Source organism: Vibrio sp. Vb0667, assembly GCF_033391095.1.
Window position 1 is genome coordinate 13,387 of record NZ_JAWPOL010000002.1, and the last position, 20,348, is coordinate 33,734.

General features: G+C 42.2%; 15 protein-coding genes. 6 read left to right on the plus strand and 9 right to left on the minus strand.

The features are described 5' to 3' along the window. Positions 1 to 25 precede the first annotated feature (25 nt). From R8269_RS02690 to R8269_RS02705, 4 genes are all read right to left on the minus strand, one after another. On the minus strand, positions 26 to 361 hold the full coding sequence (locus tag R8269_RS02690) for a YgiW/YdeI family stress tolerance OB fold protein (protein WP_005376539.1): 336 nt from the start codon (positions 359 to 361) through the stop codon (positions 26 to 28). A 15-nt stretch (positions 362 to 376) separates the two neighbouring features. After that, positions 377 to 1,024: an AcfA family outer membrane beta-barrel protein gene (locus R8269_RS02695; RefSeq protein WP_005376538.1), complete on the minus strand. Its 648-nt coding sequence runs from the start codon at positions 1,022 to 1,024 to the stop codon at positions 377 to 379. A 165-nt stretch (positions 1,025 to 1,189) separates the two neighbouring features. Then, the gene (locus tag R8269_RS02700) at positions 1,190 to 2,803 is read right to left on the minus strand and encodes a VRR-NUC domain-containing protein (protein ID WP_005376537.1); all 1,614 of its coding nucleotides are present in this window, start codon (positions 2,801 to 2,803) and stop codon (positions 1,190 to 1,192) included. Positions 2,804 to 2,871: 68 nt separating this feature from the next. Beyond that, positions 2,872 to 4,104 (minus strand): OFA family MFS transporter, encoded by a 1,233-nt coding sequence (locus R8269_RS02705; protein WP_005376536.1) that lies wholly within the window; start codon positions 4,102 to 4,104, stop codon positions 2,872 to 2,874. A gap of 576 nt (positions 4,105 to 4,680) precedes the next feature. Here R8269_RS02705 and R8269_RS02710 point away from each other — a divergent pair. Continuing rightward, positions 4,681 to 5,037 carry a hypothetical protein gene (locus tag R8269_RS02710; protein WP_005376535.1) on the plus strand — a complete coding sequence of 119 codons (357 nt, stop codon included), beginning with the start codon at positions 4,681 to 4,683 and terminating at the stop codon, positions 5,035 to 5,037. 102 nt (positions 5,038 to 5,139) lie between these two features. On the opposite strand, the gene dcuC is transcribed toward R8269_RS02710, so the two are convergent. After that, on the minus strand, positions 5,140 to 6,507 hold the full coding sequence (gene dcuC, locus R8269_RS02715; RefSeq protein ID WP_005376528.1) for an anaerobic C4-dicarboxylate transporter DcuC: 1,368 nt from the start codon (positions 6,505 to 6,507) through the stop codon (positions 5,140 to 5,142). 359 nt (positions 6,508 to 6,866) lie between these two features. Then, a complete protein-coding gene (locus R8269_RS02720; protein WP_017821552.1) occupies positions 6,867 to 7,991 on the minus strand; it encodes an acyl-CoA desaturase in 1,125 nt (374 codons plus the stop codon). Positions 7,992 to 8,262: 271 nt separating this feature from the next. Here R8269_RS02720 and R8269_RS02725 point away from each other — a divergent pair, with 271 nt between their 5' ends. Next, on the plus strand, positions 8,263 to 8,811 hold the full coding sequence (locus R8269_RS02725) for a GNAT family N-acetyltransferase (RefSeq protein WP_005376525.1): 549 nt from the start codon (positions 8,263 to 8,265) through the stop codon (positions 8,809 to 8,811). 90 nt (positions 8,812 to 8,901) lie between these two features. Here R8269_RS02725 and R8269_RS02730 read toward each other — a convergent pair whose 3' ends face one another. Next, a complete protein-coding gene (locus tag R8269_RS02730; RefSeq protein ID WP_025767847.1) occupies positions 8,902 to 9,519 on the minus strand; it encodes an HAD family hydrolase in 618 nt (205 codons plus the stop codon). 363 nt (positions 9,520 to 9,882) lie between these two features. On the opposite strand from R8269_RS02730, the gene R8269_RS02735 reads away from it, so the two are divergent. Further along, positions 9,883 to 11,928 (plus strand): response regulator, encoded by a 2,046-nt coding sequence (locus R8269_RS02735; RefSeq protein WP_053303516.1) that lies wholly within the window; start codon positions 9,883 to 9,885, stop codon positions 11,926 to 11,928. Positions 11,929 to 12,031: 103 nt separating this feature from the next. Here the strand turns inward: R8269_RS02735 and cqsA are convergent, their stop codons facing one another. Next, the gene (gene cqsA, locus R8269_RS02740) at positions 12,032 to 13,213 is read right to left on the minus strand and encodes an alpha-hydroxyketone-type quorum-sensing autoinducer synthase (RefSeq protein WP_017635350.1); all 1,182 of its coding nucleotides are present in this window, start codon (positions 13,211 to 13,213) and stop codon (positions 12,032 to 12,034) included. Between the two features lie 336 nt (positions 13,214 to 13,549). Then, on the minus strand, positions 13,550 to 14,494 hold the full coding sequence (ylqF, locus tag R8269_RS02745; RefSeq protein WP_005376521.1) for a ribosome biogenesis GTPase YlqF: 945 nt from the start codon (positions 14,492 to 14,494) through the stop codon (positions 13,550 to 13,552). Between the two features lie 447 nt (positions 14,495 to 14,941). Here ylqF and R8269_RS02750 point away from each other — a divergent pair, with 447 nt between their 5' ends. From R8269_RS02750 to R8269_RS02760, 3 genes are read left to right on the plus strand one after another with little or no spacing between them, the layout of a single operon-like run. After that, positions 14,942 to 18,607 carry an ATP-binding protein gene (locus R8269_RS02750; protein WP_258477031.1) on the plus strand — a complete coding sequence of 1,222 codons (3,666 nt, stop codon included), beginning with the start codon at positions 14,942 to 14,944 and terminating at the stop codon, positions 18,605 to 18,607. Further along, the gene (locus tag R8269_RS02755; RefSeq protein ID WP_017821555.1) at positions 18,591 to 19,757 is read left to right on the plus strand and encodes an EAL domain-containing protein; all 1,167 of its coding nucleotides are present in this window, start codon (positions 18,591 to 18,593) and stop codon (positions 19,755 to 19,757) included. The genes R8269_RS02750 and R8269_RS02755 overlap by 17 nt, the downstream gene beginning before the upstream one ends. Continuing rightward, positions 19,750 to 20,346, plus strand: coding sequence for a response regulator transcription factor (locus R8269_RS02760; RefSeq protein WP_017635347.1), 597 nt, complete (start codon positions 19,750 to 19,752; stop codon positions 20,344 to 20,346). Before R8269_RS02755 ends, R8269_RS02760 begins: the two co-directional genes overlap by 8 nt. The last annotated feature ends 2 nt before the right edge of the window (positions 20,347 to 20,348 follow it).

A 20,348-nucleotide genomic window follows, 5' to 3' on the forward strand; every position in this document is an offset into this window, starting at 1 on the left:
TTGTGTTGAGGTATTAGTCAACTTCTTAACGTTTTTGAATGGTCTCAACGTCTATTTGCGTAGTTGTCCAATCTGAATCAACCTCTCCTCGAATCATTACGGTATCTTTTGGTGTCACTTCTTGACCCATCCAATCTTCGTTGTCGATCTCTACTTCGATCTCACCAGTGTTGTCTTTGAACAAGTAAGTCTCGTTACCAAATGATTGAACAATATGCCCGGTTAGCACTACAGCGCTGTCGTCGGTTGCGTTGCGCGCCTCTTTCACCGTATTGATTGCACTGACTTCTGGACCATTAAACGCGGCGAAAACCGAGCTTGAAAGTAGGGCAAGCATGGATGTTAACAATACTCTTTTCATTATCATCTCCTTATATTAGAAGTAATAAGTTGTGCCTACGTTAAAGGATGCAGTGTTCGCGTATCGGTCTAGTTGATATTTTGCGTTTACACCTATGGTGAGCTGCGGGAAAATTCTGTATTCCGCACCCACTGAGAACATTGCGCCTAGCTCGTTGTTTTTCTCCGCGCTATGGAAAAGCGTGTTGGTCATTTCCACATCGTCGTTCGTGACAAGTTCGTATTCTTGATGTTTAGAAACCTTGGCGTTGTATTCCGTGTACGTTAGACCCGCTTTGAATTTTGTTGTCCATTTATCATTTAATGCATAGTTAAACACAGGAGCCAACGACACTTGCTTGGCTTTGATTGACGCATCCCAATCCATTTCATGATGGTAATCTTTGCCATCGATTGACTTGATACCTAGGTTTTTTGAACGACTATCATCAAGGTCAAACTGGCTGTAACCCAGTTCCAATGCCCAGTTGTCATTAAATGCGTAACCGACAAAGCCTGAGAAAATACCGTCTTCAAGCTCAGGGTTGAGTGTTACGTTGTCAGTTGAAAAGTGAGGTTCCAAATCATGGTCAGTGGTGCCTAGTCCATATTCCAGACCTACATAAGGAGCCGCAGATACCGAAACTGAGCAGGTAACAAGTAACGCAAGAAGTGTTTTGTTCATTTTATTTTGCCTCTTCAAATCAACTTAGTGAGTAGAAGCGCATTTTGTGTGAAGAAGCGTGAAGCGATCGTGAAGAAACGAAAAAATGTTTAGAAAAAAGAGCAAGGGGCGATAACCGAGGGGCGGTTTGAGTGAACAAACACCAAGCTCTTTATATAGAGTAAGTTAAGTTGCTGCGACGTAACACACCGCAAACGGGACATTAAGGCGAGTAAACTCTTTGATCCAACGCCATTGGTTATCCTGGAGTTTATCGCCTGGCCCTTTTACTTCAATCCATTCGAACTCGTTTCCTTTAAAAGCAATCAGATCAGGCATCCCATTGCGGTAAAGCTTTAGGTCACTCAATTGTATTTTAAATAGCGCCATCAACATGTTAGTTGGGATTGTATCGAGTGCCATTTCGAGTAGCTCTTTACTTATTAAGCTCCAATGCACAAATGGATTGCTGATACCAAACTTCTCATCGTATCTAGTTAACAACGTATAAGTATTGCCCGTTTCCAACATATCAAACGTCGCATCTATCAAAGCTTGGCGTTTGGTAACAAAATCAGAATGGTACAAATCCAGAGGACGATGTTGATAGGCATTGATGAATGCGCCTTCGATGGGAGCGAAAATCGCATCCCAAAAAGTGAGACCAAGTAATGCATTAAGCAGTGCATTTTCGGCGTAAAATACAGTCCAGCCTAAGGACTCAAAATACGCTTTGCTGGCGAGTTCGACTCTCTGTTGAGATAAATCCAGTTCAAGGCGGTATTCCGTACAGGTTGGCTTCGTCACTCTTGGCACTTTCTCGCCTTGTTTTCGTTTTAACCGTTGCTCAAGTTTTTGTGCAACTTCGAGCTCAGACACATCGATCGGTGAGTTAAGCATATCTGTGACAATGTCACCAAATAAATCATCATGGTTTAATTTGTCATAGATACGTGCGCGTCGTTCTCGGCTCGGTGTGAGTTGAGTTTGGCCAAATAGAGATAGGGCGGTCTCTAGATCATTAAGCCGTTCGTAATCACGTGCTATGTCATTCAACATGTGCTCGCGTTTACGATCTACGTAACGGTGTTTAACGGGCTGAGGCATTGCCTCAATTAATAAGTCGAGATTGGCTTTGTCTTTTCGGTCAAATTGCCAGTACAGGTTGGCCAACTGGCTCAGTTCAATTAAACGGTCTATTTGCTCACGTGAATCAAAGAAACGGCGCACTTTACTCAATTGATATTGCTCGAACTGATGCAAACCTAAGTCATCAAGCACAAACTGACTTAAGTCTTGATGGGTGTTGGCAAAAAACAGAGTGAGCAACACGTCGATCATATGAGCTGAATTGAGTTTGACGATCGTAAACTCAAGCTTCTCTATACGATCAAATTCCGTATTACTCAAACGTTCGACAAGGGCGTCTTTCTTGAGTGATTTCGGCAGTTCGGGATAAAGCGCAGAGATTTCTGGTTTGGTCAGTAAATTGGCCGCTAACTCTTGATGAGAAAGGGGTGGGGAAAGGGCTACAAACTCATGTTGACTCAATTCCGCCAGCGCTTCATTGATAGAAGGTATTTCTTGATAACTCAGCTTATCACTTCGAAACCAACATCCCTTTCGGCTGTATAAACGTACCAAAAGGCACTGGGCGTGTTTGCTCAAAGAATCAAACGAGCAAAGCCATGCGTGTTCTTCCTTGGTCAGTAAATCGCTGTACCAAGTTACTGCGTGATGAGTCAGCTTAAAGAAGTTCTCTAGATAGTAGTCTGGTGCAAGTTCGATAGGGCTTTCCATAAACGACCGATAACAAAAAAAGGCTTAACCCATAGGTTAAGCCTTTTTGCTATCAAATCAATTCGCAATTATGCGTTTTTTAGCTGTGCTACTTTCGCTTCAGACAATGGCTTAGTGATGAACGCAAGTACGATACATACTGCCATCATTGCTGAAGAAATTGTGTAAGCCAAGGTGTAGCCGTCGCCATTTGTCATCGAGAAACCAACAACCGCTGCGCCGATTGCACCACCAATACCCCATGCTGTGTAAAGCACGCCGTAGTTAGTGCCGTAGTTTTTCAGACCGTAGAACTCAGCCGTTAGAGTAGGGAATACCGCTAGAAGTGTACCGTAACCTACCGCTGCGATTGCTGTACCGATGATCAGTGTAAACTCAGAGTCGAACGTCGCGAACAGTACCATGTTTACGCCTTGTAGAACGAACGCAAGTAGAAGCGTACGAACACCGCCGATTTTATCTGCAAGCATACCCGCGGCAACACGACCGCCAGAGTTGAATACAGCAAGAATAGACGCTAGGTAAACCGCGTTTGGCAAGTTTGCTTGAACGCTTGCGATTGTCGTGATGTTACCAATGATCATTAGACCAACAGAAGCTGCAAACGCGTACATGATCCATAGAGAGTAGAACTGTGGCGTTTTCAACATTGCTTTCCAAGTTAAGTCATCTGACTTTTTCACCGCTTTAGGTGCTTGGCCTTCTTTTACTTTAGGCTCCGCAGGTGTGTAGTCTGCTGGTGGGTTGTTGATGGTTGCTGCAAGAGGAACCGCAATCGTTAGAATACCAACACCAAGAACCATAAAGCTAGTTTGAATGCCCATGCTGTCTATTAGCGCAGAAGTTACTGGCGCGAGGTAAATAGCCGCTAGACCAAAACCTGCCGCAATAATGCCGTTAACCATACCTTTCTTCGAAGCGTGGAACCACTTCATCGCAGAAGGTGATAGGCATGCGTAACCAAAACCGATACCTGCACCTGTGATCACACCGAAGGTAATGTTCAGCATGAGTGGAGTGTCAACAAAGCCAGACGCGATCATGCCCAGACCTGTAAGAACAGTACCTAGGATAAGGATCATTCGAGGGCCCATGCGGTCTTGAAGAATACCTGCAATAAGAAGACAGATAGAGAAAGTGATGGTTGCAGTTGCGTAAGGTGCAGAAGCTTCTGCAGCACTCCAGCCTGATTCAGTTACCAGTGCCTTGTTGAATACACTCCAAGCATACAGGATGCCAAGACAAAGGTTGATACAGAACCCTGCTAACAGGATGCGCATAGCTTTATCAATCTTGCTCATTTTTATTCTCAGTTTTTCCTCTTATTGGCAATGCCGCAAAGAAGGTTGGTTTAAAGATGTTTTTTCTCAAAATTAGTTTGCGTTTTTCAACGTTTAACGCAATGAGCGCGGATTATAACCAATAAATATGTGATTGGAATCTCTTTTTACGGTTACTGATAAAATAATTTGCAACATTAAAAGTGGATGTGAATTCATGGTTTTGTATGTAGTAAGAACGTTGTAAAAAAGTGATATTTTTTGTTCGCTAATAACGAATGATGAGTCAAGACAGAGAGGTTTTACGCTGTTGAGTGCACAGTTCACATTTCAAATAAAAAATTTCAAAATGTTTCCATGTTAACCGTCTGTAACAAAAATGGCGAATTTATCATCTAACTGTCGTAAGTATCAGATGCAAAGGGTTTCTTAATTTTTAATTGTTAACCTTTTGTAATAATTGAAGCTGATTAGCTTTTATGTTCATTAAGTGAGCAAAAAAGTAACTTGTAATTGCTGATTTTAGGCGCAGAATATAGTGAAAAATGAGTTTTCATTTATGAAGGGATGCTTTTTAGATTTGTTGTGAGGTGACTTATGAAACTGTTCCTATTACTCATGGCTTCGGTATCCGCTGGTATCGCATCAGCAGACCACATCCATTCATTTATGTTGGGCTTATCTATTGCTTCTTTAGCGGTAGGTAGCTGTTATTTCTTCGCATTTCGCAGCTCGCGCTTTCCACAGCTTGCTTTATTCCTACTCATTTGCGGTATGCTTTCTAAGTTGACGATAACCGTAGTCGGTGTGATGTGGGGAATGTCCGCGGAATTAATCACGTCTCCAATCGTATTCGCACTTTCATATTTATTCTTTTCGCTTGCCGTTACCTACTTATGGTTTAGCTACAGAGAGAGCATCACTAAGATTCCTGACCGATTTAAGTCAGCGTAAATCAACACATTAGAATAAAAAAACGCCAGCACATTTGCTGGCGTTTTTAATTAAACGTAATTTTGTTCGGATATTGCTTTTAGTTTGATCGTGGCAATACCGTTAGGCACTCATTGGAACAAGCACCATAGTACCAATAATCACCGTGATAAGGCCTGCTAGAACTGGAACGGATGTGCGTTTTACAACCTCAAACGGGCTGATGTTTGCCATACCTGATGTCGCAACGATTACGCCAGATACTGGTGAGATAGTGCGGCCTAGGTTTGATGCTTGAAGCATCGGGATAATTAGGAAAGCAGGGTTTAATCCCATTTTCGCAGCCAAAGATGGTGCTAACTCCACGAACGCATAAAAAGGCGCGTTACCCGAACCCGTTGCAATTGCTGCTGCAACTGTCAATGCAGTTAGAATAAGCATTAAAGCAACGCCGCCTGCACCAGCATTATCTGCTAGATGAAGTAGGTTATCGATAGCTCCGATAGACATCAGACCTTGTGCAAAAACCCCTGCGGCAACCAAAAGCATCACAACGCCTTTGAACGCGTCAGCCATGCCTGCGTAACAAGAATCTAAATCTTCTAGTGATTTCTTACCATCGAACTTATTTACAACATAATGGATCAGAGCTCCAAGGAAAATCGAACCAACCACAATAGTGTAGATGTCTAGACTAAGTCCTGGAATGGTACGACCGTTGAATAGGAAAACGCCGATGATAGGTAGAAAAGGAAGAGCTGCATAAAACGCTGGTGCGTCAGCTTTGATCTCTGATACATCAATTTTTTCCATTGGTGTATTTTCTTTCTTATCTAAGTATTTGTTCCAGAAGAACGCTGCCGCTGCCATGACGATGATTGCGCAAATAGAAACAGGCAACACAGTTTGTACCGCAAACACATCAAGCTCTAAACCAGACTTTTCTGCTGCGATAACAACATCACCAGAAGTAGGAGAAAGGATGATTGCCGCTGGAGAGGCACACACTGCAACGGCTGCTGGACGAGAAATGCCCATCGCGACCATCATTGGGAATAATGTCGCCATTAATAGTACGCCAAGGCCTGTTGCAGAACTTACCGCAAGAGACATTAAACACGCCACAATGTAAGCCGCTACCAAAAGGACGTAAGGAGACTTGATGACAGAAAGCGGTTTAGAGAACTGTTTCACTACCACGTTGTTCGCGCCGATATGAGTCATGTATGACGCAAAACCACAAAGCAGCATGATTTGCATACCAAGACCGCCACCGCGGTATTGAAGCATGTATTTCACGTATTCAAGCGCATCTGTCACCATGTTACCAGTTGAGGTGATTTTTGACGGCAGCACGTCGTGCCCCAAAACGCCAGTCATAAGAAGTAAAGCAATACCAGCGGTCAGTAACACGCCCGCAGCTTTATAGCCTTTGACAATAAAGTAACCCACCGCAATGGTAACCACTAAGCCAATTAAGAGCTCTAACATAGGGATCTCCGAATGTTATGTGAAAAAGAAAGAAACTGTTTCAGTTTATGACAAGGAATTTACAGAATTCTTAGCTGTGGCACGAGACAAATATGGGGCTTGCATGATCTGAGACAAATAATAATTTAATAAATAATTTCGTTAGATTGTATTGTTGGAATTTGGTTTTCTAAGTGTTATGTGCTGGTTTGAAGCTATTTATAGGAAGGAAAATATGACTAGGAAAGTGAATGAATAAAGAGTGAATTGATTCACAATAGGAAAAAGACTTTACTCAGTAAGCAATTATTGGAAAACACTCTTCACAACAAAAAAGCTTCGCCGAAGCGAAGCTAAGTAATCGTAAGAATGAGGATAAACTATGCGTATCGACGAACCATAAGGTTCCAACTACGTTGCTGCCGTTCGAACTCTGCTTTAATTTGCTGGTACTTCATTTTCGTTACAGAACATTCGTATTTCTTTACCACACTGGCAGTTTTGGCACCGAGTACTTCTTTGCGCATCTCGTAGTATTCCTGCATGTGATGAACTAGAGTATCAAACTCGTGCTGTAGCTGATCGAGGATCGTTTGCGTGTTCGGTTTCGATTCTAGCTTTTCTCTTGCTTTCTTCAAAAGTTGACTCGCACGGGCCTTTTCAATTCTAAATGTAGGCGTTGTGCGCAACTTAGATGTGAGTCCTAGCCAAGAACATGACTTTATCAACCACTTCGTTGGGTCGTAATGCCACCAATACACGCCATTGCGATAGTCATTCTCGAAAATATGATGGAAATTATGGTAACCCTCTCCAAATGTGAAAAAGGCGAGTACACCATTATCGCGAGCAGTGTTTTTGTCTGTGAAAGTTTGCTTACCCCAAATATGTGCGAGGGAGTTAATGAAAAAAGTCGTATGGTGACTCATAAAGAGTCGAGCCGCACCAACGACCAATAACATCCCCCAGATATCACCGTAGATCAGTCCGAGCATGACTGGGAAACCAATATTAGTCAGTAGGGCAAGTGGAACATAATACTTATGCTGCCACATGACGATTTTGTCGCGCTTTAGGTCACGGCAGTTTGTATATTCGTTTTCCTTTGATTTATTGTAATCACGTAACATCCACCCAATGTGAGAATACCAAAAACCCCGCTTGGCTGAGTACGGATCTTTATCGTTATTGTCGACATGTTTGTGATGCACACGATGATCAGAAGACCAATGTAATGCACTATTTTGCAAAGAAAATGCTCCTCCAATCGCAAAAATGGCGCGCAAAATAGGATGAGCTTCGTACGTTTTGTGGCTCCAGAGACGATGATAGCCTGCTGTAATAGAAAGGTTAGTAAAACTAAATGCAATCACTCCCCAAATTAGATGTTCCCAACCCAGTCCAAAATGATATGCATACCAAGGCATTACAATAAAAGTCAGAACAAAACTGGCAGAAAATATCAATGTATTCAACCAGATAACAGGTGGTTTGTTTTGAGTCACAGGTGTATCCCTAACTTTGAGCTAACAACTGTTCGCCAGAATATCAGCGTACACATGTAAGTCAAATTAAAGTTAGACAAATGTGACTATTCCTTTGGGTGTAGATTAAGGAACTTGATGGGATATTTTGCTTTTAATTGAATAATGAGTAGTATTAAAAAATGAGCTCTGGCTTAAGGTGTATAAAATCTGCCAAGAAACAAGTGTTATAAAGGTGGAATATACCGAGACTCTATAAAGAAGCAAAAATGTAAGAAAATAGGAATACGTAATGGATTTACGATTAGCGGAATATAAGGACTACGAGCGCATTGCGCATCTTCATGCGGATAGCTGGAAGCGTCATTACCGTGGCATTCTTAGTGATAACTATCTTGAGAAAGAAGCGATTGACGACAAACTACTGATTTGGCAAACCCGTTTGACCAACCCACCATTCAATCAGCACATTGTCTTGGCGGAGGAGGGAGGTTTGCTACTTGGCTTTGTTTGTGTGTTCGGCAACCATGATTTCGAGCGTGGAACCTTTATTGACGCATTGCATGTTGATGACAGTTACCGTGGTCGTGGTATTGGTAAGCAGCTATTACTTGCTGTCGCAGAATGGCAACAGCAGTACTTTAAAGACACAGGTCTTTATTTAGAAGTTGTGTCGCAAAACATTTCTGCGATTGAATTCTATCGCCACATTGGTGGACAAGAGGATCAAGAGCGAACTTGGCGCGCACCTGATGGCAAAGAGGTGTTAGAAAAAGTATTCCGTTGGAAGAACGCCCAGTCATTAGTTAGTGGGATTGAGGAAAACGTGATTTACTCCTAACCTAGCGTTCTAAAACATTAGATAAGAGCAGTCTCAACACTGCTCTTTTTTGTTTATGCACCCTAACGTTATGTTTTTATTAAAAGCTTTCTAGAAGTTAACCCCCATGGCTTTTAGTTCGAGCTCACATTGCTGAGCATTTTCAAACTGAATAGCAGCCATGCCAACTGCTCGGGCACCTTCAACATTGTAAGGCATGTCATCAAGAAATACTGTCTCTTCGGGGTTAAGCTGATACTTTGAAAGTAGAGTTTGGTAGATCTCCGCTTGTGGTTTTAGTAATTGAACTTCAGAAGAGATGATTGCTCCATCAAACAGTGGCCAAAACTCATAAGTAGTACGAAGGTGTTCCACAATTTCGTTGATGTTGTCTGTGAGCGCATATACGCCATATCCGGCTCTTTTTACTCGTTTTAACAGCTCTATACTGCCGTAAAGTAATATTTGAGTGTGTTTTACATAATAAAAGAAGCGGCCCATTTCTTCCGTCGTTACTTGGTGTTCACGTTGATAACGCTGTTTTGCTTCCCTTTCGGAGATCGTCCCTTTATTTAAATCTTTCCAGATTTGTGATGAAAATAGCATCTGAGCCATTTTCTCTGACTCTACGGAACCACCAAATGTTAAGCGAACGATTTCTACTGGAGACCAGCGTACCAATACATTACCTACATCAAAAATGACATTTTTTATCTGGACAGAATTCATAACACATCCCAAGCCAATTGTTCTTCACCACGCTATATGCGGTGAGTACTGTTTTTGAATCGTTGGAAAGTCGTGCCAAAGGCGCGACTTAAGTTTCTTGCACAAAATGAGATTAACATCCAATTGGATACAGAGCGATTATCGCAAAATTACACTAAACTATATGCAACTTTGTTTATTTGGTTGTAAATCAAGTGCAGCTGTCTTAAAAGATTGAAACTAAAGATAAGTATTGCGAGCTGTTTACGTCATTTCGCGCTGCTTATAAATGATGATTAATATATAATTAGTTAATAATAAAATGATAAAAGTGAATCAAAATCACATTGTTGTGCGTCAGGCGGAGTAAGCAAAACAGATTATATGGACTCGATACGTAAGGTTTATCAATATGCAGAACCAAACCTAACTCTCGTTGGCTGGATGGGGTTTCTTGGCTTTCCGCTGTACTACTTTGTCTGGGAGTTTGCCTTTCCACAGGCTTATGAAAATTTACCTCTTAGATTGTTTTGCTCGTTATTGTTTTTCGGCATCATTTTTAGAAACCGCTTATCATCGACTTGGAGAGATTATGTTCCTATTTACTACCAAGTGACGATAACGCTGTGCTTACCGTTTTTCTTTTTTTATATGTTACTGATGAATGACTGGTCCAATGTATGGGTTATGTCGTTTATGTCTGCAATTTTCTTACACATTTTACTGGTTCATGTTACTAGGGTCATGTTTGCTCAAACCTTTGCTGGGATAGGTTTAGCAACATTCTTCGCTTGGGTTGCAAAAGGGTTCCATCTTGACTTGACCATGGATTGGACTCATGTGCCAATCTTTCTGTTTATTTATGTCTTCGGTAATTTGTTCTATTTTCGTAACCAAGTTGAACATGAAGCGAAAGTCTCGCTGGCAAAATCATTCGGGGCAGGGATTGCACATGAAATGCGTAACCCGTTGAGTGGGCTTTGCACTTCAATAGATGTTATCCAGTCGATCTTGCCCAACATGAAAGAGGCAGGAAAAGAGCAGTACGTCATGAGTGTAGAAGATGTCACCTTATTACGTGAAGTGAGTCAGGATGCAATGAACATTATCCAATCGGGTAATGAAACCATCGATTTATTGCTGACTTCGATTGATGAAAATCGAGTTTCTCGTTCTAGCTTCAAAAAATATTCAGCTCACTCGGTCGTTGAACAGGCAATTGAAAGCTTCAGTTATAAACGTGCCACTGATCGATTTGCCATATCGTTGGATGCGAGAAGTGAGTTTGAGTTTCTAGGTAGTGATACGCTGCTTAAATACGTTATGTATAATCTTTTCAAGAATGCCTTCCATCACCGTAAATCTGAAGATTTTCACATACATGTATCCATGATAAGTTCAGAACGCTTTAATCAAATTGTTGTAACCGATAATGGTGCTGGTATTGCTCCTGATGTTCTACGCAATATCTTTCAAGACTTTTACACCACCGGCAAATCAGGAAGTTATGGTTTGGGCCTACCGTTTTGTAAAAAAGTCATGCGTTCATTTGGGGGGAACATTGAGTGTCAATCTCAGTTAGGGGAGTGGTCTCAATTTACGTTAACTTTCCCACTAACGACATCTGATACCGTTACTGAAATCAAAAACGATCTGACTAAACTCAAAACCATTCTAACGGTGACTAGCCAAGATATCTTGGTGTCTAAAGTAACAGATATTAGCCGTTTTATGGGCTTTGACTCGACAATTTTAGATGTCAACCAAGTACTCAAAAAGAAAGAGTACGAGTTCGAATTCGATCTGATTTTTATCGATCTTGAGAGCTTAGATCCAAGAGCAAACCAATTGGATAGATTAGAATCTCTCTTGTCTTTCACTGAAGCACGCATCGTTTATCTTTTTGAGCATCATCCGACTCAGAGAGCACGTAAGGCTGCATATGAACCTATTTGGATCGAAACGCAAGCCTGGTTATTGAATACTAAACCAACTATTGAGCGTCTCTTATATGATTCAAGCTATGTATCGACACCAACGGCCTCGGTGACGTTAGATAATTCAAATAAGCGCACAATTATGGTCGTGGATGATAATGAATCTTTGCGTAAATTCACGGCAATGTTACTTGAAAAGCAAGGCTTTGAAGTGATTCAGAAAGAAGACGGGCAGCAGGCTCTGGATACACTAGAGCAAGAAGATGTTGATCTCATTCTGATGGATATCGAAATGCCAATTATGGATGGTGTAGAAGCGTCTAGGCGAATTCGAAGCTCGGATAAAAACTATGCGTCGGTACCTATTATTGCGCATACAGGGGATAGTTCACCTGTCACGTTGGACAAAATTGGGTCTTCGGGTATGTCTGACTTCATCGTAAAACCGGCGGATAAAAATCGTTTGTTCGATAAAATCGCAAACTGGATCTAATCATTCGCGACTTGTTTTCTTGAGGCGAGTTGCTCACAACGAATAACACGAATAAAGAGCTCAGCAAAACTGTTGAGCTCTTTAGTTTTATCTACACACTAACTTACACAAACTCTAAGTCAGGGTGTGCAAATGCTTGTTGGCAGACAGTGAGTACATGATCAACTTCAGCAGCTGTCATGTCTGCATTGACTGAAAAACGGATGATGTTTTTGTTCCTTCCAGTTGCAGGGCGGCAAAACACTGCGCCGTAAACATTTCGCTCTTCGAGAAAGTCGCGGACTCGCTCAGTGTTTCTCTCGTTACCACATTCTAATGCGATAATTTGTGATTCACTGCGAATAGTAAATCCAATGCGTTTTAAACCAACGGCTAAAGACTTGGCTCTTTCAAACAGAATATCTCGCTTATCATCTGATTTTCTAATGACGTCCAGTGTTTTCTCTAGCCGAATGATCTCTTGCGGTAATACGGTAGAACTAAATATTGCAGGGTACGCCACAAATGGAAGCGTCTTCGCCAGTTTTTCTGGGCCTAAAATCGCGCCAGCACGATAAGCAAATGTCTTGGCAAGACTAACGGTAATAAAATCTACCTTATGAGTTAAGCCAAGACCCTGCAGTATCCCCGCACCTTGTGGACCGTGTGTACCTAAAGAGTGTGATTCATCTACAACCAGGCCGCAGTCAAACTCCTGTGCTATTTCGTAGATATCACGTAGAGGAGCGATGGTCCCGATAGTGCTGTAAACCGAATCCACAACAATGATCCCTGAACCGTGACGTGAAATCTGTTTTCTTAGGTGACTGGTGTTGTTATGCATGAACGGATGAATTTGTGCTCCGGCAATACGTGCGCCTTCCCACAAAGACATATGTGCAAAGAAATCAATGTACACAGGTATGTTCGGTGCACAAATAGTCTGCAATAAACCGACATTCGCAGCCCAACCAGATTGAGAAAGTAGACAACTAGGCATACCAACGAAACTGGCTAGTTGCGTTTCAAATACAGGTTTCGATTCATCGTCTTGTAAGAAAATCGCGGACATCACGACGTTGTCATCGTGCTGGGAAATCGCATCACGATGCGCGTTTTGAATCTCCTTATTATGAGACAGTGCAAGGTAATCATTGCTTTGCAGGACAACGGCATTACACGGTGGGCGTTTACCAAGAACAAGGTGTTTTTTGTTCTCATTCGGTTCGATTAGATCTTGAATATAAAAATCTAGGCGTTCCTCGATAAAGGAGGGAAGTGGTTTGCTTTGTATAGTTTCACTCATAATAAATCTCTTCTTCATATGGAAAAACGCCAGCGCTGACACTTATTCATATTGCGGATTTTGGGGAGAGTGTCACTAACCAGGTTGCATAAGTTTGCAGACCCTTGCAAACTCGACATTTGAGGGTTGGATGGTGGCTGTAACTCTATAGGGGCCCGGGGTCTAAACTAGTTTGTGCTTAAAGTTTATACGGCGATTTTGCGGTGTTTTTTCGTGCTTCATATCTGGATTTTGGATGAGGAATATAAAGTTTGAAAAGTGAAAAAAATGGGCGCATTAGATAACAAAAAAGGCGCGAAAATCGCGCCTTGAAACATGAGTAGATAAAAGACAAGCTTATCGCTTATTACGTAAATAGCGCTTACGACGCTCTTCTTTACGCTTCGCTTTTTCTTCTTCTTTACGGGCGGTCTCAATCTCGACTTCAATCAGCTCTTGAGTGATCATTTCTGGGCGTTCTAATGTAATTTGGCCCAAAGTGCCTTGACGAAGTTCGTGCAATAAGATCTCTGATACTTTGTGTAAGTCAACACGTCCACCTGCACGTAGTGCACCGCGGCGACGACCAATTTCTTCCATGATCTCGATATCTGATTCTGGAAGCTCTTCAATTTGATAACGCTCTTTAAGTTTGTCTGCATAATGAGCTGCTAGGTATTCAATGGTATAGAATGCGACTTCGTCATATTCCATCGCTGTATCTTTTACCGCGCCAGTAGCCGCAAGGCGGAAGCCACTGTGTGGATTTTCCACTTTTGGCCATAAAATCCCTGGAGTATCAGATAATACGATGCCATTTTGCAGGTTGATACGTTGTTGACGACGTGTAACCGCGGGTTGGTTACCTGTTACAGCGATTGTTCGGCCTGCGAGGGTGTTAATGATCGTCGACTTTCCAACGTTTGGGATACCCATGATCATGGTGCGAATGTTTTTACCAATTTCTTCTCGGTGTGGGGCAAGTTTGCGGCAAAGCTCCATGATTCGATGCACTTCTTGTGGTTCAGAAGTCGTGATCGCCATTGCTTTTACATGTTGCTCTTGCTCCAAGTGCTCAATCCACAGTTGAGTTAACTCTGGATCGGCCAAATCACGTTTGTTCAAAACTTTAACGACAGGTTTGTCACCACGGATTTGAGAAATCAAAGGGTTTTCACTACTGAAAGGAATACGAGCATCCAGTACTTCGATGATCACATCCACTTGAGGGATTGCTTCTTCGATCTCTTTACGTGCTTTGTGCATGTGGCCAGGAAACCACTGGATTGAGTTATTAACCATTTGAATTTAATACCTTAATTTTTCTAATGCTCCAGCGGTTGTAAAAGTAGCAATGTGAGTCTTGAGTAATACAATACTAGAACGCATTTTCTAAAACTGTGTTTACTTCAAGCTGCTCGAAACCGCGGAGTTGAGCTTTCTTTCATGTTAATACGCCAGTTTATCATGGAATGATGATGAATCATTCAAGATGAAAGTAAAAAGCTATGGCGTGCAAACCTAAAAGCACACATCCCTTATGTATACCGACTCGCAGTGAATATCCGTCTGGGTGAGAGACCGAACGCAAACGCTGTGTAGTCAAAGGTGGATTGTGTTGTCAGATTGTTCTGACGAATTTTGGTTTTTTACTTTTATATCAGAGTGTTATTTTTATTTCACTATTGAGCTAAGTTTGACTTTTATCTGACAAAAACTAGTCTGAGCTTCCATTCAGAGGAAGCAGTCATGCTCAGTATTCTTAGAAGTATTACGGTATCGTCCGTCGCCTTAATTTTTTTAGCGAGTTCTTTTTGCTCAACTGCCAAACAGAGTCCTAAACCGAAGGTCATCGTTGGTGTTATTGCGCAAGACGAAGCTAAAGACTCGTTTGACGGTAGCGTTGGTCCTTCGTACGGAATTAGTCTTGAGTATTTGTCTAACATTACTAAAGCTTTGGATTATGAGTTAGAACTTCGGACTTACAAGCATATTCCGTCTTTACTTGCGGATGTCGAAAGCAAGAAGATTGATGGTGCGGTTGGATTTAGTAAAACAGCAGCAAGAGAAAAGCGTTTCTTGTTTTCGATGCCTTTCTTTTCGAGCACTATCGCTGTTTGGTATCGGAATGCCACTTACCGAGATAGTGATGCGCGTGATCTTAAATGGGTGTGTGTTGAGGGCAGTGTGTATTGTGACAACCTCACTGAACGTGGTATCGATAAGATACATTATGTTAAAACACGTTTAGAGGCGTTTAATGAAGTTAAGCGAGGTAAAGCGAACGCGCTGATTTACACTTATGTTGGTATTACCCAATATTTGGATTTGAATGACATTGTAAAAGGGGTTGTCGATATTCCCAGTTGGTTGAAAAACGAAGAGGTGAGTTTTATCGCTTCGTTGGACAAACAGAGTCTGATCGATGACATCAACAAAATCCTTCAGTGGGAGCAAAATGGAAAAAACATTCGCTCCGTCGCCTCGAAAAATCCTTACCATATCAGTGATAAGTTATTGGTAGATTACCGACGTAATCATCAAAACAAACTAGTGATAACTTACAGCAGCAGTGACGAAGCTTATCCGTTTCTCTACCGAGATTCGCAAACGGGCGAGTTAGATGGCTTCTTTCCAGATTTTGTCGACTTATTGCAGTCTCGTACTGGCTTGAGCTTTAAGTATGTGAAGCCGACGTCGAGCCTTTCTAATGGATTAACGGCATTTGATGCCGATATAGTCCCCATCTCTTATGTGGGTGAGCTACCTAAGTCAGATTGGTTGTTCACTAAACCATTCATGCACAGTAATTACGTGGCTATCCAAACGGAGCAGAGCAAGCGCGATAAATCTGCACTGAAAGAAGCGGGTATTCTGCTCACTTTGAAAAAGCAAGGGTTAGTTCATTTGGGCACTTGGCAACAAGGCCAAGTTGATCATTATGATGATTTGAAAAAGCTGCTTACCGATTTGAAATCGGGCGTTTTGGATGTGGCTTACATTCCTGACGACATCGTTCACAACATGATTGCACAAGATCAAGTCGATGGCTTGGTGATCAATGCGGAGGACGTTTTGACGTTCTCTAATGCATTTGCGGTTGCAAACCACAATACACAACTTCAACACATGTTGAACAGCATCATCGAAACCATTGATTCTAACGAGATCGAAAAACTGCTGCGTTCTCACCGAAGCTTCAAACTGACTTATGGCTATGACGCGGAGCAGATCGCTACATTTGTTGTTGCTGGTTCATTCATATTCTGTCTCATGTTAATTGCGGCGTATTTCATCTTATCTCACATGCGACTTAAAGTGAGGTTAGCCGAATTTAATGCTGACAATGAGGAAGCGGAAAAGCAATGGCTGATGGACATCATCAAAGAGATCAATAGCTTGGTTTTTATCCATAGTGAAAATAACCATATGGAGATGAGCAATTGTGCCAACTACAACAGTAAACAGTGCCAACAATGTAAGTTGAAAAGTGATTCTGCGCACGCTCCTCTGGTGAATAATTTTGATGAACTAACCACTGTTATTGCTGGAAAGCGTATTTCAGAAGAGGTTGCCTCGTCGGGCTGTGAACTTGATATTAAACATGTATATCGAGAACGCAAAGTCATCGCTTCTCCTAGCGGTAAGAACAAGTTTGTACTGACTGTTATTCAAGATATTACCCAGCAAAAAGAACGTGAGCAGGCGTTAATCGATGCGCAAAAAGAAGCGCAAACCGCGGTACGTGCGCGCGAAAACTTTTTGGCAACCATGAGTCACGAATTAAGAACGCCATTGTCGGCAGCACACGGCATCCTCGATTTGCTAAATCACCAAGTGACGGCAGATTCAAATCGCGAGTTAATTGCCCAAGCCATACGCTCGCTCAATCATTTGAATACGCTAGTAGACGAAGTACTGGATTATTCAAAGTTAGAGGCAGGGCACTTAACCGTCGCCCCAGTTAAGACCGACTTGCTTAAAACCTTGTGCGATGTGTTTCGAAGCTTTGAACCACGAGCGCTTGCGAAAGGTTTGGATTACAAAGTGACAATCAAACCATTTTCGAATGCTTTCATTGAAATCGACGCGCTGCGATTGGTGCAAATTACCACCAATCTACTCTCCAATGCGGTGAAATTCACTGCGGAAGGCGAGGTTGGAATCAGTGTCATTCTTCATGAAAAGCAGCTTATCTTGAAAGTGGCAGATTCAGGTATCGGCATGACGGATGACCAACTCGAAGGCATTCTCAATCCTTTTGTTCAAGCGGATGACACTATTACGCGTAAATATGGCGGCACTGGATTGGGGCTGAGCATTGTTGACCGATTGATCGACTGCATGGGCGGCGTGCTCTGCATCGATTCACAATTTGGCTTAGGCACGACGATTACCGTCAAACTGCCAATTGAGCATTGCGACTCTGAGCCAGACGTTTGTTTGAACTGGACGTATAGCGAGAGCTTACCACTTAATATTCGCCAGTGGTGTGACGCGTGGAAAATGCGTCCAGCGACGTTAAAAACAATGGTGGCGAACCTTCACCCTATACACGACAGCGATGCCAGTTTTAATGGCCTAATGCTGCGTGACGAACAAAGAGTACTTGGCAGTCTTACGTTAAGAGAGCTTCAGTATCCAGATACATTGTTCAATTTGCTCAGCCAAACGCAGCAAGAAACCAAGCTTAGTGACGTAAATCAAGAAGTGGTTTCTTGGGTTCTCGGCACGGTACTGGTCGCAGAAGATAATCCCATTAACCAAAGTGTGATAGCAATGCAGCTTCATGAACTTGGAATCGAACCTGTCATTGTGAATAACGGCCGCGAAGCATGGGAATACATCAACCAAGATGAAAACGTTGTGTTGCTGCTGACCGATTTTCATATGCCAGAAATGGATGGCTATGAGCTTGTTAGGCACGTGAAAAACTCCGAATTTAAAGCAATTCCAATCATCGGTGTGACAGCAGAAGATGCTCGTCTTGCCATTGAGCGCACACAGGATATCGGCATTGATGATGTGCTCTACAAGCCCTATGACCTTAATCAATTAAAAACCGTTTTGATTCCATTTATTGGCGAAAAAGAGAGGGGTAGGCTGCCCGGCTGGATTAAACGGTTCAAAGCACAGGACGCAAAAGAGATTGCGCGCGTGTTTAGTCAATCAATGTCTACAGATATAAAAAACTTAAACGCCGCATCGACTGAGCGAGACAAAAAACGGGTCATTCATGGCATCAAAGGAGCGGTTGGCGCGATAGGGGTAAGCATGCTGACTGAGCTTTGCATTGAGGCAGAACGAGTTACTGCTGCGGAGTTTGACAGGCGAACAGCGGAGCTAATTTTACGAATCGAGCAGGAGATCGAAAACATAAACTATTGGGTAGAGACAAATGAATACACAATTTAATGTGATGGTGATTGATGACCATCCGCTACAAACCACAATACTTACGCAAATATTGGATCGCTATTGCGCGCAAGTCATCCCTTTTAACTGTGTGGATGCCGCTATTCAGAGTGTGCAGGAACAACATTTTGACGTAATTTTTTGTGATATCCAAATGCCCGGAAAAGACGGCATCGATATGATGGAAATGCTCGATAAAGTCCAGTACCAGGGGCAAGTTGTACTGGTCAGTGCAATGGAATTGACCATTATTTCTGCGGTAAGAGCCATGTGCGAGGGATTTAGCTTTGAAGTATTAGGGAAGCTGCCTAAGCCATACGATGAAAATGAAGTCGTTGATTTGTTGGGTAAAATAAAAGATGAAAAAGCGAAACAAGTCAGCTTTGCTCAACCTATTGAAGTGGAAGATCAAGAATTCCTGTTTGCTCTGGCTGAAGGGCGAGTGAAAAATTATTACCAGCCTTTAGTCGATGTGCAAAGTGGGGAAGTGCTTGGGTATGAAGCGCTCGCGCGTTGGAATCATCCTATTTATGGTGTGTTACCCCCTCATTATTTTTTGCCAATTGTAGAGCGTTGCCGCCTTTCTGGAGAGTTGTTTCAAGCTGTATTGAGTAATGTTATCTATGACATGAAACACCGCGGATTGACGCAAAACGTATCCATCAATGTAGACCATGAAAACTTAGAAGATACGGCGTTCTCTCATTACTTTTTACAGCAATGTTTAGAGAGCGAAATTGACCCATCACAAATCACCATTGAAATTACAGAGCGAGATACATTTCAGACTAGCGCGTCCCTGTACAAGAATTTACTCAAGTTGAGGATGAACGGTGTCACTGTCTCAATAGATGATTTTGGCACGGGGTCATCGACGTTTGAAAAACTGGCTCAACTGCCATTCAACGAGTTAAAAATCGATCGTTCGTTTGTACAAGGTGTCGAATGCGACATCAAAAAACGCAACATCGTTGTTGCTATTTGCGCGTTAGCGAAAAGTTTAAATATACGACTGGTCGCGGAAGGTATTGAAGACGAAGTCACACTGCAAGCGATACGTGAGTATGGGATTGATCTTTGCCAAGGCTTCTACATTGATAAACCCATGCCACTAGAAGCCATAACCATACTAAATGAAAGATATGAATAAATTGAATTACTTGATCTTTGACGATCATCCTCTCGTTTGTGTTGCAATCAAGTCATTGTTGGAAGAGTTAGGGAAAACAAATGGGGTATTTACTGCAACATCAGCGAAGATGGCATTACAAATATTGAAAAAGGAAGAAATTCAACTGTTGATCTTAGATGTGAACTTGGCAGATTGCGATGGGTTTGATTTCTACAAACGTATCAAATCCCATGGTTATGAAGGCAAAGTCATTTTCTTCTCCGCTGAAACTAGCCAAATGTACAGCCAAATGGCTTTTCGTTCTGGCGCTGATGGCTATGTGTGTAAATCGGAAAATCACGACATTCTTAAAGACGCGATAGAAGCGGTAGAGAAGGGGTATACCTTCTTCAAATTTAAGCAAGTTGTTAATAGCGTTCGAGAAATGCCACAACTTTCAAGCAGAGAAAGCGCAGTAATGAAGTATTTATTACAAGGAAAGTCCAATCGAGAAATCGCTTCAGTGCTATCAATAAGTGACAAAACAGTCAGCACATACAAACGTCGTCTATTGGATAAATTTAACGTAAAGAACATTGTTGAGCTAACAAGAGTGGCGGGGGCGTAAGA